The 17503-nt window shown below is 47.0% G+C and carries 11 protein-coding genes and 1 pseudogene; 7 read left to right on the top strand and 5 right to left on the bottom strand.

The window, feature by feature from the left end:
- Nucleotides 1–5 precede the first annotated feature (5 nt).
- From WMO65_RS08115 to WMO65_RS08095, 5 genes are all read right to left on the bottom strand, one after another.
- On the bottom strand, nucleotides 6–2264 hold the full coding sequence (locus WMO65_RS08115) for an ATP-binding cassette domain-containing protein (protein ID WP_148392685.1): 2259 nt from the start codon (nucleotides 2262–2264) through the stop codon (nucleotides 6–8).
- A 106-nt stretch (nucleotides 2265–2370) separates the two neighbouring features.
- Nucleotides 2371–3057 (bottom strand): ABC transporter ATP-binding protein, encoded by a 687-nt coding sequence (locus WMO65_RS08110; protein WP_033139503.1) that lies wholly within the window; start codon nucleotides 3055–3057, stop codon nucleotides 2371–2373.
- A gap of 22 nt (nucleotides 3058–3079) precedes the next feature.
- Entirely contained in the window at nucleotides 3080–5506 is a 2427-nt protein-coding gene (locus WMO65_RS08105; RefSeq protein WP_353963994.1) for an ABC transporter permease, read from the bottom strand.
- A gap of 250 nt (nucleotides 5507–5756) precedes the next feature.
- The gene (locus tag WMO65_RS08100) at nucleotides 5757–7169 is read right to left on the bottom strand and encodes a sensor histidine kinase (RefSeq protein WP_148392684.1); all 1413 of its coding nucleotides are present in this window, start codon (nucleotides 7167–7169) and stop codon (nucleotides 5757–5759) included.
- Nucleotides 7170–7871: a response regulator transcription factor gene (locus WMO65_RS08095; protein ID WP_148392683.1), complete on the bottom strand. Its 702-nt coding sequence runs from the start codon at nucleotides 7869–7871 to the stop codon at nucleotides 7170–7172.
- A gap of 193 nt (nucleotides 7872–8064) precedes the next feature.
- Here WMO65_RS08095 and WMO65_RS08090 point away from each other — a divergent pair.
- The 7 genes and pseudogenes from WMO65_RS08090 to WMO65_RS08060 form a co-directional block, all read left to right on the top strand.
- Nucleotides 8065–8733, top strand: a pseudogene (locus WMO65_RS08090) (hypothetical protein); the annotation flags it as partial.
- Between the two features lie 409 nt (nucleotides 8734–9142).
- Complete coding sequence (locus WMO65_RS08085; protein ID WP_148392798.1) at nucleotides 9143–9814, top strand: response regulator transcription factor; 672 nt, start codon at nucleotides 9143–9145, stop codon at nucleotides 9812–9814.
- Nucleotides 9811–10995, top strand: coding sequence for a sensor histidine kinase (locus WMO65_RS08080; protein WP_148392682.1), 1185 nt, complete (start codon nucleotides 9811–9813; stop codon nucleotides 10993–10995). The genes WMO65_RS08085 and WMO65_RS08080 overlap by 4 nt, the downstream gene beginning before the upstream one ends.
- Before the next feature lie 94 nt (nucleotides 10996–11089).
- A complete protein-coding gene (locus WMO65_RS08075) occupies nucleotides 11090–11770 on the top strand; it encodes an ABC transporter ATP-binding protein (RefSeq protein WP_148392681.1) in 681 nt (226 codons plus the stop codon).
- Nucleotides 11771–11776: 6 nt separating this feature from the next.
- Complete coding sequence (locus WMO65_RS08070) at nucleotides 11777–13990, top strand: ABC transporter permease (protein WP_148392680.1); 2214 nt, start codon at nucleotides 11777–11779, stop codon at nucleotides 13988–13990.
- A 304-nt stretch (nucleotides 13991–14294) separates the two neighbouring features.
- Nucleotides 14295–16016, top strand: a complete 1722-nt coding sequence (locus WMO65_RS08065; protein WP_148392679.1) for a cache domain-containing sensor histidine kinase — start codon at nucleotides 14295–14297, stop codon at nucleotides 16014–16016.
- Complete coding sequence (locus WMO65_RS08060) at nucleotides 16013–17488, top strand: response regulator (protein WP_148392678.1); 1476 nt, start codon at nucleotides 16013–16015, stop codon at nucleotides 17486–17488. The genes WMO65_RS08065 and WMO65_RS08060 overlap by 4 nt, the downstream gene beginning before the upstream one ends.
- Nucleotides 17489–17503 lie beyond the last annotated feature (15 nt).

The raw sequence follows: 17503 nt of genomic DNA, 5'->3' as shown, positions 1-17503 counted from the left end.
CTGTTTTATCCACGTTCCAGAGATTTTCTGAGGTATCTGGCGGTGATGGTATCGGCGTTTTGGACCATTTCCTGAGGTGTTCCGGTAAATACCACTCGGCCTCCGCCTGTTCCGCCGTCAGGCCCCACATCAATAATATAATCTGCCTGTTTCATCACGTCCAGATTGTGCTCGATCACAATGACTGTGCTGCCGCGCTTTACAAAGCTGTCCAGAAGTCTCATGATATTCTTCACGTCTGAGGCATGCAGACCTGTGGTGGGTTCGTCCAGCAGATAGATGTTTCCCTTTTTATCCAGGTGTTTTGCCAGCTTTACCCTCTGACGTTCTCCTCCGGAGAGGGTGGACAGGGGCTGGCCGAGGGTCAGATAGGACAGTCCTGCCTCTATCATGGCCCGGAGCTGTTTATGGATTTTTTTGTTGTCCCAAAAGAACTCTGCAGCCTCCTCAGCGGTCATATTTAAAATGTCCAGTATGTTCTTTCCCCTGAAGCGGTAGGACAATGCCTCGTCGCTGTACCGGCTTCCCTCGCAGACCTCGCAAACAGTGGTGACAGGGTCCATGAAGACCAGTTCTGTTACAACCATACCTTTGCCCTTGCAGGCAGGGCAGGCTCCCTTGCTGTTAAAGGAGAAGAGGGCGGCATCTACTCCGTTTTCGGCAGCCAGCAGTTTGCGGATATCGTCAAAAAATCCCAAAAAAGTGGCGGGAGCGGAGCGGCCCGTGGCAGTGATGGGAGACTGGTCCACCAGTACCACACGGTCTTCGTACTGCTTTGCGAATACATCCCGGATAAGACTGGATTTGCCGGAGCCGGCCACGCCTGTGACCACGGTCAGTACATTGGTTGGAATGTCAACAGATACATGCTTCAGGTTGTGGATATCCGCGTTCCTTACGGGAAGGAACTCTTTTGCTGTTCTCGGATTTTGTTTGACGGGAATGTATTCTGACATGGCGTTTCCCGTCAGGGTTTTTGATCGGAGCAGTCCTTCATAACTGCCCTGGTAGAGAATCTGTCCGCCGTTTCTGCCTGCCAGAGGGCCTACATCAATGACCTCATCGGCTATGGAGATCACATCCTTGTCGTGCTCCACCACGAGGACCGTGTTGCCTTTGTTCCGCAGGCTCTGCAGAAGTTTGGTCATGCGGTGGACATCCCGCGGATGCATTCCGGTGCTTGGCTCGTCAAAAATGTAGATCATGCCTGTAAGAGAACTTCCCATATAGCGCACCAGCTTCAGACGCTGTGCCTCACCGCCGGAGAGCGTTGTGGATTCCCGGTTCATGCTCAAATAGGGAAGTCCGATCTCAATCATGCGTGTCAGGGAAGCAGTCAGGGTATTGACAATGGTTTCGCCTCTGGGGTCTTTGATCTCCTGCAGGACGGTGCAGAGTCTGGTAAATTCCATATCACACATTTCATCAATGCTGTACCCGTTTATGCGGCAGGAAAGCGCTGCGGGATTCAGGCGCTTTCCACGGCAGACAGGGCATTCCCGTTCTTTTACCAGCCTCTTCAGGCGGAGGAGGGAGCGGTCACTGGAGTTTGACAGGTCACGTTTGATGAGCAGACGGTTCAGGTGGTTGTAGATGCCTTCTATCTTTTTGTTTACCTGTGTTCCGCCTTTTTCATATGCTCCGTACAGCAGCAGGTTTTTCTCTTCTTCGGAATAATCCCCCCACTTTTTATCAAGATCAAATAATCCGCTCTGTGTGTATTGCTTCCAGTACCAGTTGCCGGAATGGAAGGCAGGCAGTTCCACCATACTTTCATTCCAGCTCTTATCCGGATTCAATACCTGGTCCATGTCCAGATCCAGGATCTTTCCGATACCGGAACATTCCGGGCACATACCGTTGGGGTCATTGAAGGAAAAATAAGATGCAGTTCCCACATAGGGATCTCCGATACGTGAAAAGAGCAGGCGCAGCGCAGAATACATATCACTGATGGTCCCCACTGTGGAACGCGCGTTCCCGCCCAGCCTCGTCTGGTCTATGATAACAGAGGCAGTGAGATTGTCTATAAAATCCACTCGCGGTTTTTTGTATTTGGGCAGCCTGCCCCGGATAAATGCCGTGTAGGTTTCATTCATCTGCCTTTGGCTTTCCGCGGCTATGGTGTCAAATACAATGCTGGATTTGCCGGAACCGGAAACACCGGTAAAGACAACTATCTTTTCTTTTGGTATTTCTAAAGATACGTTTTTTAAGTTATTCTGCTTTAATCCCTGGATGATGATCTTATCCTTATGAGACATATCGTTCCTCACTTTCATTTAGACATATGATCCATTATAACAGCATAAGAAATAAATATCCTGACTTTTTTTGCTGTTTTATGACAAGAGCAGAATAAGCCTCCGGTCAGACAAGGATTCCGTCCTGTACGGTTATGATCCGGCTGCTGCTTTTGGCTGCTTCGGGCGAATGGGTCACCATAAGGATCGTCTGCCCGCTTCTGCGGTTGATATCACGAAGCAGGTCCATGATTTCCGCTCCGGTTTTGCTGTCCAGATTTCCTGTGGGCTCATCCGCAAAGAGGATTTCAGGGTTTCCGATCAAAGCGCGGGCGATGGCCACACGCTGCTGCTGGCCTCCGGATAATTCCCGGGGCGTATGCCTGCGCCGGTCCGTCAGACCTGTGACCTCCAGAATCCGGGAGAGCTGTTCTTGGTGATTCGCTGTCTTTTGGCCGTCCAGAAGCAGGGGGAGCATAATGTTCTCTTCCACATTCAGATTGGGGATGAGATTGTAGAACTGAAAGACAAATCCAATTTTCCGCCTTCGTATCCGGCTCATCTTTTCATCATCAAAGCCTGAAATATCGGTTCCGTTCAGATATACATGGCCGCTGGTAGGCGTGTCCAGCCCGCCGAGAATATAGAGCAGTGTGCTTTTCCCGGAACCGGATGGTCCCATAATGGAAACAAATTCACCGCGTGTCACCTGCAGGGAAATATCTCTCAGCACTTTTGTGACCGCATTTCCCATGGGAAATTCTTTTATGAGATGTCTGCCCTCAATGGCAGTTTCGCTGACTGTATGTTTCATGTTATATCCTCCCGTTAATATATTATTCACTTTTGATCTCCTCCACCAGTTTCATCCGCCTGCTTTTGATGATGGGCACAACTGAGCCCAGCAGTGTGATTACAATTCCCATTGCTGCGGAAAAAAAGAAAGTGCCGGCATTTAGTCTGGGAACCATTGAGATTTTGGGTCCGGCTACCAAAAAGATGGTTTGTATTTCAAGATAAGAGACAAAGACAGCTATGGCAGCACCGATCAGTCCGGAAGAAAAGCCTTCTGTCAGTGTCATTTTTATATTCTGGCGGCTGCTTAACCCTACAGATTTATACATGGCAGTAATTCGCCGCTTTTGGATATAGTTGATCAGCAGATTATTGATGATACCTACGGCGGCCAGCAGTAAAATAAAATAAGTCATGCTGTGCATGCGCTGTAAGAAGGTGCCCACAGTGGAAAGGGCGTCGGTGTTGAATTCCTTCACCGTCCGGCTCCAGTTTGCCGTTTCACCAAACAGACTGCGGATCTGTACCATGACTGCATCCGGGTCAGCGGCAGTGTAGGCGAGAAAGTCATATGCCTGAGCTCCAAAATCCGAAACTGCGCAGGCAGAGGGAATGACTGCCTCCGCATCGGTAGCCCTTGATTTGAAACTGCCGATCACCAGATAATGATACCGGTTTGTGCCGTTTGACAGAACAAGGGTATCTCCCTTTGAAAATCCGGTCTGCTTCATACAGTCTTCGCTGAGAAGGATGACGCGTTCAGACCCAAAAGCAGCGGCAGCCCGGGACTGCTCTGTATTTTTCGTATAATGGATGGCAAGCATGGAGCTGTACAGGTCCAGGTCATCCGCCGCCTCCACACGTCCCAGGGCGATACCTTCTGCCTGCAGCCGGTTATCCAGGATATGGAGCGGGAGCACTTTTTCAACCCCATCCATCCCTTTTACCTGTTCTACAAATGCCGGTTCCATATGCCCGTCAGCAAATCCCTGAAGTTCGGCGCCCCTGAATACATCGCTGACGTAAGTGGTTACAAAATCCCCCACAACGGATATGGCAATCACAGCGGAAATGCTGATGAACAGAAGTGTGATATTTTGTATCACATTTTTATTGCCGCGCATATTGCGGGCAGCCAGTTTCCCTTCGTTTCCCAGAATGATTCCGTAAATACGCTCCAAATCCACGGCAGTCCGATCTGTGAGCAGGGGTACAAGGATAATGGCAGCCGCGATCAGTCCCAGAAGGGATATGCCTCCCATGAGGTACAGCATATTTCCGGAGACAGTCCTTGGAAGGATGACAGAGAACAGGAATAACAGGATGCCGGCCGCGGCAGTCAGGCGTCCGGATATCTGCTTTTCCTCCGTAATACCCAGAACCACTTCTTTTACAGGCAGGCGGCTTGTCCGGTGTATGGGCAGCCACGCAGATAAAAGAGAGGCGCTTACAGCCACAGCAAATGAGAAAATAACGCTGAAAGGGGTGATGACAGCCGGAATCTCAATGCCTTGTGAGAGGGAGCGGCTCATGCCCTGCAGAATGCATTTCAGGACCAGTATCCCTGTCGGAATGCCGAGCAGTCCGCCGATACATCCGTACAGGCTGCTTTCCAGCATGAGAATGCCTGTGAGGGTTTTTTTGGCTGCCCCGATGCTGCGGAAGGTTCCGATTATGGGGAGTCGTTCCAGGGTTATCACTTTGTAGCTGCTGTAAATGATGAATATACTCATGGTCAGCGAGAAAAAGCTGATGAGGAAAAAGGGCATGGACTTTTGCCGTGCATCGGCGGTCACCTGGTCTTCGCTGAACGTTTCGGTTATCCGGTATGTTTCAGCCGGCAGGGCTGTTTCCAGATCTTTTTTCAAAGTCTCTGCGGAAATTCCCTGGGAGGGCTTAATGAGAATCTCGCTGTATCCGTCTGTATAACCCAGGAGGCTGTGCAGAAAGGAGAGGGGAAGCAGCGCGGTGGCCCCTCTTGTATGCCGCAGGAAGAAGGTGTCATAGGCGGCAATCTCAGCTACATCCAGTTTTTTGGATTCCCCGTTTATATGCAGGGTTATGGCATCTCCTTTTTGAATGCCGTATTTTGAGGTGAATCGGTCCGGCAGAATGATTCGGCTGCCGGAAAAATCCGAGATATCTTTCCCGTCAGCGAGCCGCGGGGGATTGATCTTTTTAAGTTCTGAAAGCTCGGCGGCTGCCAGGTCAATGGTCTCGTAATAACCGTTTTCGTGGTACAGAGCACTGCCCTTTAGTATACCGGCTTTCGCGTCAATGGACAAAAGATCGGGAATCTCATCGGTATGGATGAGACCTTCTTTTGCGGACACGGAAACCGCCGCGCTTCCCGCCATTCCCCGTGCCATTTTTTGCTGGGCACTTTCATAGGAAGCGCCAATGGAGAAGGAGACAAACAGCAGAGTGGACGACAGGAGTATGGACAGGATCATAACGCCTGTCCTCATCTTTTTTTCTTTCACATTTGTCAGAATGTATTTTATAATAATCTTCAAGATACACCTACTTTCTGCCGGAGGAATCCTTTGATTCCTTCAGGGCGTTTAGAATTGTTGTATGTAGTTTCCAGATGCATACGGCGGTCTTTTTCCATTTCACTTTCTCACCTCCCGGTATTAAAGAAAAAGGCTGACAGTTATCATAGATACATGATAAACTGTCAACCTTAACGGGAGTTGCAGATAACCTTAATTAACCTTAATGCAGAGGAAATGCGATCGTAAATACAGTTCCCGTGCCGGGAGAACTGGAGACGGAAATCCTTCCGCCGTGGAGTTCCACAATATCTTTTGCTATGGCAAGGCCAAGCCCGGTTCCTTCTCTTTTCTGGTCTGTGGAGGTTCCACGGTAATACCGCCGGAAGATCTGTTTCGTTTCCGCGGCGGTCATCCCTTTTCCGTTGTCACTTACAGTTATCTGCAGTGTGGAATCGGGGACAGAGACGGAAATGGCAGCTTCCGTATCCGATGTTCCGTGGGCAAAAGCATTGAGAATCAGGTTTTGGAATGCTCTTGTGAAAAGTGTCCGGTCAAAGGAATAGGGAATCGTCTCCGCGGCAGCTTCAAAGCGGATCGTGCGCTGTTCATATTCCGGGGAGTTGAGAAGATCGATCACCAGCTCTTTTAAAAAGCGCACAATATTTTCTTCCCGGGGGTCCATGGGAACCATATTGTTTGTCAGCTGATAAGTGAGCTTCAGGTCATTGATCAGTGTTTCCATGTAGGCGGAGTTTTTCAATATGATGTCTGCATACTGCCTGCACTGTTCTTGGTTTATACTGCCGGAGTCCAGAAGCAGTTCCGCGTAACCTTTTATCGGTGAGAGGGGTGTTTTCAAATCATGGGTGATATTGGCGATCCATTCCTCCCTCATCCGGTCCGTTTCAGCCTGCAGGCGGTCGCTTTCCCTGATTTCTTGGTCCATCTGGTTCAGACTGTCATAAATCTCGAAAAAAGTTCCCTTTCCCTGAACGGGAAGATAGCTGCGCGCAGCGATCTCCCGGATGGAGTCAGTGAGCTGCTTCACGGCCTCAGCGGTCCGAAAGCCGTAGAGCATGCCGGATATAGAGAGGACGAGAAAGAGTATGGCTGTCACCGGCAGGATCACAGCCTTACCGGCAGTAAAATGCTCTCCGTTCAAATACATGGTGACTTTGGAAACTTTCACAGGAAAGAAAAGGATGTAACTGTATTCTCTGTCCTTAAGTGACAGGGTTTTTATAACTGCTGTAAGGCTGCTGCTTTTGAGCCTGCCTGTCTTGGAGATGGAAAGCAGGCTTGCAGCAGAGTAGGATTGCTCAGCCTGACTCGGTTTTTGATAATGAAAAAGCTCAAAACCGGTGGAGTCGAGAATCTGAATGCCGATTTCATTTTCCCGAAGAAGTTCCAAGCCGTTTTGCTTAACCCCGGGGCCATCCTCTTTAAAAATGATCTGCTCCTGGAAGCTGCCGGAAAACTTCACGGGCCAGTCACTCCGCACAAAGGTACCGTCGGGTTTTCGTAAGGTGATAAGCCAGCAGATGAGCGCTGCCGCTGCAAGAAGGGTTCCCAGCAGAGACAGGAAAAAAATGAGATACATATGAAACATGGTGCGGCATCCTGATTTTTTCATCTAATCAGTCCTTTTCCTGAGCTTGTATCCCAGGCCTTTCACTGTGATCAGTTGTCTGGGTCTGGAAGGGGCATCCTCTATTTTTTCCCGCAGATGGCGGATGTGTACCATAATGGTATTGTCACAGATGCTGCTGTACTCCCCCCATACCTGTTCATAGAGACGCTCTTTGCTGATGATTTTATCCGTATTTTCCATAAAATAGGCGAGGAGAAGAAATTCCCTTCCTGTCAAGGGGAGCTCCGCACCGGATTTGTATGCCCGTCCGCTCTCCCTGTCAATGGTAAGAGGACCCGCGCTCAGAACAGCGGTGCTGCAGGAGGGACCGGCCGCATATTTCTGCCGGCGCAGCTGAGCCTTGATTCGGAAAACCACTTCCCGGGGGCTGAAGGGCTTGGTGATATAGTCATCACCGCCGCAGGAGAGCCCTAATATTTTATCAATTTCATCGTTCTTTGAGGAGAGGAACAGGATGGAACAATAGGAGAATTCCCGGATCTTTCTGCAAACCTCCAGTCCGTCAAGGTCCGGAAGCATAATGTCCAGAATCATCACATCGGGCTGAAATTCCCGGCAGACTGCCAGCGCATCCATTCCGGTACTGGCCTTCCGGATGTTTCGGAAACCGTCCTGTATCAACACCTCTTCCAGCAAATCAGCGATATCTTTTTCGTCATCTACCAATAGGATCTTTTCGTCCATAATTTCCACCTGTTCTTTCTGCGTAGGGATTTGTGCTGCTGTTATGCAATATTATATTTCGTAAATGAAAAAGATACAAGACTAAAGATGCGCGGAATGCAAGACCTGTGGATCAAGCAGAAATTATGCCATAAATCAGGGTATCCGAAGCAGCACGTCTCACGGACTTTCCATGATATAAGTCCGTTTATATCGCGGTGGAATGTCAGGAGAGACTGGATATGAGCTGTTTGGAGACAGCGCGGACGGTTCTGTCATATGGCATGAGGTGGCAGAAGCAGGAAAAGAATTTGGCCTTCGCCAGCTGGGAATGCGCAGTCTGATGCTGAATCATCTGCAGGCGTATTTTCCGACTATCTGGGTAGATTTTATTCCGGCGGTTGTTCCTGGCGCAGAAGCACTCCATCGCTCTCCTGTGGACTTTGGCTGGGAACATCTGGTGGATAAAACCCGGGATTTTCCGGGTAAGGATGCTGTTTTAGAGGAAGCGGCTGATCCGAAAACAAAATGTGTGACCCTGGAATGGAATACAGAGGACTGTATAACTATCTTCACATCTCTTTTTGATGAAGACGAGGAACCTTTTGAACAGATGGGGCTGCCAGTAAATACCTCTGATTTTTCAAGTGCAATCCCTCAGTTTATTCCGGCATTTAATAAGAAACATGAAATGATAGGTCTTGTATCCAACCGGGGATACAGCTGCCAGTTCAGAAAGGTAATCTCCTTGGCAGACCTTGACATCCGTTATACTCAGGAAGGAACCGAAGTTTATGTACTGTACGGTTCTGAGGGCTGCCGTCAGATGATGGTCCGCGCAGTAGTTACCCGCACACCGTACAAAAAGGATAATCGAAAATAAAGAATGCAGGATGGGACAGAAAGGCGGATGGTTTGTATCCGCCTTATATGATTTGTAAATGATCAGAGCCCCGTTACTTTTTCCGTCTTTTGCCAGCTTAAGAATCAGCTATGTATCCATCTCAGAACGAATTCCCCAATCGTCATAACCAATAGAGTCTATGCACACTGTTACTGCACATGACTTAACCCGGCATGCCCTGCTGGGTTTTTAGGGGCTTTTTGCTGTTATATCTGCAGAACCATTTCTGCCGGAGCGCCTCATGAACTTGCAGGAGAAAAGCAGAGCATAAAGAAGCCCATAGTATTTCCTACCCCGTTTTGGTATAATAAATACACTTACATAAAACTAGTTCAGTTAGCTGAACAGTCAGATAATACCAATGAAATATGAAAGTGAGAGCAGAAAAATGATAGATCTGTATTACGCGGAAGATGACGAGACTGTTGCACAGGCGGTAAAAGAATATCTTGAGCAGGAAAACTTCCGGGTAACGGTTTTTTCCATGCTTGCGGGCATGAAACAGGCATTGAGAAGCAGGCAGCCGGACATGGTCCTTTTAGACTGGAACATGCCGGATGGGCAGGGGAGCGAACTGTGCGGCTGGCTCCGCGCGAGATGGCCCTGGCTGCCTGTGATCTTCCTGACTGTCCGCGGCGATTCCCATGACGTGGTTGGCGGATTTCAAAAAGGTGCCGATGATTATGTTGTCAAACCCTTTGAACTAGAGGTGCTGCACTCGCGTATCCTTGCTTTGCTGCGCCGTACAGGCCAGGTGAAAGTGAACTGTTATCATTGCGATTCCCTGACACTGGATATGGATAAGATGTCTGTTTTCTGTGATGGCGAGGAACTTGTTTTAAGCCAGCCGGAATACCAGATTCTTCTTCTTTTGATGGAAAACAAAGGAAAGACCGTAACAAGGAAACAGCTTCTGGAAAAAGTATGGGACAGCAACGGTAATTATGTGAATGATAACACACTAACGGTGACCATAAAACGTTTACGGGAAAAACTGCATCAGCCTGCATGTCTGAAAACCATAAGGAGTTTTGGCTACCGTATGGAGGATACGCTATGACACAACAAAAGAAACAGATGCTGATGACCATACTCCCCATAGTGGTCTGCGCAGCAGGAATCCTGTTTTTGAACAATATGTGGCAGTGCCGGTATGAGAGGGATTCTTACAGGGGTATTTCAGCGCTTTGCCAGACCATACTGGAAAATGACCCGGGAGCAGAAGAGCTTTTACTTTCTTCTCTGAAAGAATATCAGTCACAGGAAGAGTGGAAAACCGGCGGAAATGTATTCCTGGAGCAGTTCGGATACACGGAGGAGGATTTTTCCGGCAGTAAAGGCTGCGGTGTATTATTTGCAGTCAATGCTGCTGTTTTAATATCGGCAGCATTTTTTCTGTCCTCCCGGTCTGCAAAAAAGCACATTGAGGCGAGGGTGTCCGGGCTTACGAAATATCTGGAACAGGTTAATGCGGGAAAAACAGGGACCATTGTTCAAACTATAGAAGATGAATTTTCTCATCTGCAGGATGAAATTTATAAAACCGTCACCAGCTTGTATGTAACAAGAGAAAATGCATTAAAAGCAAAAGAACGTTTTGCGGATAATCTGGCCAACATTGCTCATCAGCTTAAAACACCGCTTACAGCGGCACTTCTATCCCTGCAGCTGATGGAGAAAACAGCTCCGAATACTTATACAAAACCTATCAAGAATCAGTTAGAGCGTCTGAACCGGCTGGAAGAATCCCTGCTGACTCTGTCTAAGATTGATTCCGGGGCACTGCTGCTGGAGCATTCACCTGTGGATGTTTACACTGTACTGAATCTGGCTGTCGAAAATCTGGAAGAGCTGATGCGCAGGGAAAAGGTCATGGCAGACATTCCGGACAAAGGATGCGTGGAATTTCAGGGGGATATGGAATGGACCATGGAGGCTTTGATGAATCTGATAAAAAACTGTGCGGAGCATTCTCCAGAGGGAGGCAGGATTCACTGTGATTATTCCAAAAATCCACTTTATACGGAAATTTTAATCTGGGATGAGGGGCAGGGGTTTGCCCCGGAAGATATTCCCCATCTTTTTGAACGGTTTTACCGGGGGAAGAGAGCCGTTAAGGGCGGAATCGGAATCGGGCTTGCGCTCGCCTGCTCTTTATTTGAACTGCAGGGCGGCACCCTTTCAGCCAGGAATCTGCCGGCAGGAGGCGCTTGTTTTGAAATCCGGTTTTACAGTCACTGAGATGTCATCTTTCTTTGTTATAATATAGCTGCGGGGCAATACAACTGCTTTCCCGCAGTTCGCAGACATATTTTACAGAAGGGAGAGATGAACTTTGGAAGTGTTAAATTGTATTGGAGTAAGGAAAATATACGGCAAAGGCAGCAGTCAGACAGCGGCTCTTAACGGGATTGATCTGTCAGTGGAAAAAGGAGAATTCACAGCTATCGTGGGGGCCTCCGGTTCCGGAAAATCCACTCTGCTGCATATTCTTGGCAGTGTGGACCGGCCCACAGAAGGGAAGGTCATTGTGGAGGGAACGGATATCTCTTCCATGAATCCCACGCAGGCCGCCATTTTCCGGCGGAGAAAAGTGGGGCTGGTCTATCAGTTTTATAATCTGATTCCAACGCTTACGGTCGAAAAGAATATTCTTATGCCGCTTTTGCTGGATAAAAGAACTGTGGACAGGGAGTATTTTAAACAGGTCATTACCTCACTGGGGATTCAGGACAAACTGGATGCCCTGCCCAGCCAGCTGTCCGGCGGGCAGCAGCAGAGAACGGCCATAGCGAGGGCGTTGATTTACCGTCCGGCTATCCTTTTAGCTGATGAACCAACCGGAAGTCTGGATCGGAAAAACTCCAGGGAGATCATTGATCTGCTGAAATTATCCAACCGGAATCTGGAACAGACGATTCTGCTGATTACCCATGATGAAAAAATAGCACTGGAAGCAGACCGTATCATTGCCATTGAAGATGGCCGCATTGTCAGCGACCGGAAGCGGGGGTAAAAGGTTATGTGGAAAGAATATTCCAGGAGTTACATAAAAAACAACCGGTCATCCGGTATCTCCGTCATGGTGGCTGCTTTTATATCCGCGTTGTTTCTGTCACTGCTCTGCAGCCTGTTTTATAACCTTTGGAAATATGAGGTCGAGAGGATTCAGATAGAGGAAGGAGGCTGGCAGGGGCGTATAGAAGGGAGTTTCGATGAGGATACGCTGGCTGCTGTGAAGAATTTTCCCAATATAGAAAAAGTGGTCATAAATCAGGAAGGGACAGAAGGGGAGAAGGCTGCAGTTGATCTTTATTTTGAAGATATGGGAACGATTCTTGAAGATCTTCCAAAAATCGCCAAATTAGCAGAGGTACCGCCGGAGGCAGTTTCCTGCCATCATTCCCTTTTGGCCATGTATCTCATTCGGGACCCGCAGGATACTGCTCCCAGACTGATCTTTCCGCTTTTTCTGGCGATAACCGCTATGGCCTGTATATCTCTGGTCATGATCATACACAATTCCTTCGCTGTGACTATGAATGCCAGGGTGCATCAGTTTGGTATATTTTCCAGTATAGGAGCTACACCGGGACAGATTCGGACCTGTCTGCTGCAGGAGGCTGCCGCATTGTGTGCAGTACCGGTAGTGTCCGGTAATTTACTGGGTATTATGATTGCAGTGGGGCTATTGAAACTGGCAAATATCATGGCGGGAAATCTGGCAGAAGGACGCCATGAAGCAGAATGGGGATATCATCCTCTGGTATTTATATGTACATTTGCTGTTACTGTTTTTACTGTCTGGCTCTCGGCCTGGTATCCTGCAAGAAAACTGAGCCGGCTGACACCGCTGGAAGCCATCAAAAATACCGGTGAACTTCCTCTGTACAAGCGGAAGAATTCACGAGTATTGTCCTTTTTCTTCGGGTTGGAGGGCGAACTTGCCTCCAATGCGCTGAAGGCACAGAAAAAAGCATGGCGTACTGCTACTTTATCTTTGACCTTTTCTTTTATGGCTTTTACGTTAATGCAGTGCTTCTTTACCCTTACTGATATCAGCACGCGAATGACGTATTTTGAAAAATACCAGAATGTCTGGGATGTGATGGTCACGGTAAAGGATACAGAGATGGATACATTTGGCGGGACAAAACAAATGCAGGAGCTTTTGGATGTGAGAAGCTGTACCGTATACCAGAAAGCGGAAGCAAAACGGTTAATCACAGAGGAAGAAATAAGCGGGCAGTTCCGTGCTGCGGGCGGTTTTGAAAACGCAGATCAGACCTTTGTGTCAAATACAGACAGCGGATGGATGATCCATGCGCCTGTGGTCATATTAGATGATGCCAGTTTTCTTTCGTATTGTGAACAGATTGGTGCAGAACCAAGACTGGATGGCGCTGTGATCCTGAATCGGATCCGGGACAGCAGGAATCCCAATTTCCGCGATCCTGATTACATTCCGTACCTGAAAGAAGACCGGGGAATTACTGTCCTGAGAAGTACAGCAGATGATAAGATGGCAGCAAAGATCCCTGTGATCACCTATACACAGGAGGTTCCGGTTCTGCGGGAGGAGTACGGTACATTGGATTATTATGAACTGGTACATTTCCTTCCGGTTTCCCTGTGGAAGCAGATAAAAACGCCGATTGGCGGAGCAGAGGAAGATTTTTATATCCGGGTACTTGCCGGGGAAAATGCGGCGATGGATGAACTGGACAGATTGGAAAAGGAGGTCACCCGGCTTGTGGGCAGCGGATATACAATAGTAAGCGAAAACCGCATACAGGAAAAGCTTTCCGATGATAAGATGAAAGATGGCATGATGTTGATCTTTGGCGGCTTTTGTGTACTGCTTGCTTTCATTGGAATCGGCAATGTGTTTTCCAATACGCTGGGGTTTGTGCGCCAGCGAAGACGGGAATTTGCCCGTTATATGTCCGTGGGGCTGACACCCGGAGGGATAAAAAAGATGTTCTGTGTTGAGGCTCTGATCATTGCCGGACGCCCGGTATTGGTGACCCTGCCTCTTACCATCCTTCTGGCTGCGCTTATGCTGAAGGCAAGTTACCTGGAGCCCATGATTTTTATAAGAGAAGCTCCGTTCATACCTGTGCTGGCATTTATAATCGCTGTTTTTGCTTTTGTGGCGCTGGCTTATTATATTGGCGGGAAAAAAGTTCTGCGGTATAAGCTGGCTGATATTTTGCGGGACGATACCATGAACTGAACCGGCAGAGTGTTCACATGATCCCTGTCAGGGTTCCCTCTCGAATCCTGTCAGTCCAGGGAAGACAGCAGGAGTTTTCAGCTGATACCCACCGAAAAAGCGGAGGATTTGGCAGAATACACCTATATGGAGTATTATAAAACAATGGAGAGCATCGCTGTTATTATCAAAATAGCAGCGGTGCTCATTTTATTATCCGCCGGATAAACTCATCCATTGTAACTTCCCTGCCATTATCATATAATGTTAACACAGATATAAGCAGAATGACGACTACATACAGCAAAGGAAGGGCGGAAAACATATGAAAAAATCATTCAGGGGACTGCAGAAATACCGTATAAGATTAAAAATATTTATACTGTTCTTGATATTTGTTGTGATACCATATATTGTTTTGATTTTTGCTACATACAAAGTGTTTCAGGACTATGCGGGGGACAATTTCGGAAGCAGTATGCAGGAGACCATGATTTCCGTATCCAATCAGGTTTCCTCCTCTTTGAAGACATATGAAGACAGTACCATGTCTCTGTATCACAATGGAAGTATCGACCAGCTGGAGTCAGGAAATGCAGACAGGGATTTTATCGAACATTCCCTTGCGGCCTGTTGTTATTCCTACAGTGGTATTAAGGCAGCCTATCTGTCCAGTGGGGACGAGATATATTTCAGCGGAACCAAAGTGTATAAAAATCTGACAGATATTATGAAGAAATACAGCCGGGATATTTCGGAAGGCGGCGGGAAATACATGTGGTTTACATCAAATGAACTGTACGGCAAGGCCAGTACAAGACAATATATCCTTGCCAGGTCTTTAAACGGAAAGGAAGAGAAGAATATAGGTATCTTGTACTATATCATCAGTGACCAGATGATCAGAAGGGCATTTGACCGTCTGCAGATGGAGGATAATACAAAATATATGCTGGATGCGGATGGTACGGTTTTGTACAGTTCAGATAAGTCTGCAGTGAATCAGATAATGCAGACAGAAATTTTGGATTCAAAAAATAAGAATGGATATCAGATAACCGATGACGGCAGTGGAAGAAACGTGGAAGCTTACAGCAGAATGGAGAAGACAGGATGGGTTTTTATGGGGAGCGCCTCCATGGCATCTATGATGCGCTCCATGAAGCCATTGAAACAGGTGGTGGTGGTTATTTCCATTGTTTACTGTCTTTTTCTCATTTTGGTATTTTACACATTTCAAAGGTATTTTTTGAAACCGATCAGCGAACTGAAGTATGCGATGGATCAGTTTGCCAAGGGAAACAGAGAGGTACAGATGGGGGAAATAAGCAGCGGGGAGCTGAAAAGCCTGTCCGGTCATTTTAACAGTATGACAAAAAGGATCAATGAACTTATTCTGAACAATGAAAAAGAAGTAAACGAAAAAAATAATTTTAAAATGCAGGCTCTGGTAGCCCAGTTACAGCCTCATTTTCTGTATAATGCTCTGAACACCATCAAGTGGATGGCAGTGATCAATAAACAGGAAAATATCAGGAATCTGACGGAAGCCCTGATCTATATTCTGATGAATGCTGCGAAAAGTGATAAAGAGAATTATACTTTGAAAGAAGAGATAGAACTGATCAAGCGTTATGCTGTGATTCAGAAAGCCAGATTTATGAATTTTGAGATGGATTTTAACATTGAGGAGCAGGCGCTTTCGTGTCGAATCTTCAGATTTCTTATACAGCCAGTGGTGGAGAACGCTATCATACACGGGTTTAAACGTGGAATGACCCGGGGAGGGAAAATATCAGTATGTGCGTGGGTAGAGGGAGAAATCCTGAAGATCAGGGTTTCGGATAACGGATGCGGGTTCGATATGACAGAATGGAAAAACAGAGGCGCAGTGAGAGAAAACCACACCAATATCGGTCTTACTAATATCGAACAGATTATCAGTTTGGAATATGGCGGGGAATACGGAATGGAGATTACCAGTGAGCCGGAAAGAGGAACTGTGGTGGAATATAGACTTCCGGCAAAAGGAGAGGAGAGCAAATGATTCGTGTAATTATCGTGGAAGATGAAATTTTGTCCAGAATAGGGATTCAGTCTCTTCTGGAGGAACAAAAGGATATAGAAGTTGCCGGGACATTCGGATTTGCAAAGGATGCTCTTGAATATCTAAAAACCAATCTGGTGGATATTGTCATTACAGATATAGAGATGCCGGAGATGAATGGTCTTGAATTCATCCGTGAGATAAGGAAACAGGAACTGGCTGACGGAATTATTATTTTAAGCTGTTATGACAAATTTGAATATGCCAGGGAAGCCATCGCACTGGGGACAGATAACTATATTTTAAAGCAGGACATCAATGAAGAAAACTTAATGAAAGCTATCTGTGAGGTCAGGGAAAAAATATCCGGCAGGACAGGAGAACGGAGGAGGCTGCACAGTCTGGATGAAATACCGGCTGATGAAACAGACATAAAAGCAGTAGGCGTCATCAGATTAGAGCAGGATCATGTAGATGAAAAGATGATTCTGCATCTTTTAGATGGAATCATCAGCAGATATCACATGGGTTCCCTGATAGACTCCTATAACAGAAATCCCTTTATTGTTTTCAGGCTGCCGGCGTCCGTTCCAAAAGAGGAAAGGAAACGTATACTGGGTGATTATATAGAAGAAATTCAAAAAAATATACTTCAGTATACAAATAAACATCTTCTAATGGGAATCAGCAGAGAATTCAGGGATATGCAGGGAATCCCCGCAGGATATCAGGAAGCTGATGAGGCGGTGGAGATGAGATTTTATCATGAATCTATATCTGTATATTACAGCGAAGATATCTGCTGGTCCCGGGAGACACCGGAGTTTATGTTCAGCACCAAATCCTTTATGGAAAAATCCGGCCTGGAGATATTTGAAAAAGAACTAAACCAATTTTTAAGTACATGCAGAAGGAAGCAGATATGGGTGAAGACAGCCAGGGATGCGCTGAGTCAGGCTGTGAGCATTTTTGTCTACAGTATTTTGAAGGAATATCTGTATGATATGGCGATTGTCAGGAGATGGAGCGGAAAATACCCCTTTGTAGATGCGGTCACGACATCTGCATCGTGTACAGAAGTGAATAGAAAAGTTCAGGAACTGATCGGGCAGTTCAAAGAGGCGCTCTCAGAGATTTTTGAAGAAGATGATTTTGGCAGGATACTTTCCTATATTGACAAAAATATCAGCACAGGTCTTCCCCTGGAGGAACTTGCTGAGCTGGGAAATATGAGTATCTCAGCGTTCTGCAGAAAATTTAAGGATAGAATGGGTGTGACCCCGGTACAGTATATCAACCAGAAGCGGATAGAGAAGGTAAAAGAAATGATAAAAAAATCCGGCTGTACTTTAGGTGAAATTGCTGCAGCCGCAGGCTTTTCCAATGAAAATTATATGGTGCGGGTCTTCAAAAAAATCACCGGAAAGACCATAACAGACTACCGCAGGGATATGGGAAACGTAAAATTTTGAATCAGGAAAGCAGAT

It is taken from the genome of Blautia caccae (assembly GCF_040095955.1).
Classification (GTDB): Bacteria; Bacillota; Clostridia; order Lachnospirales; family Lachnospiraceae; genus Blautia; species Blautia celeris.
Note: the sequence above shows the minus strand (reverse complement) of the source record. Positions and strands in the feature narration are given on the sequence as shown.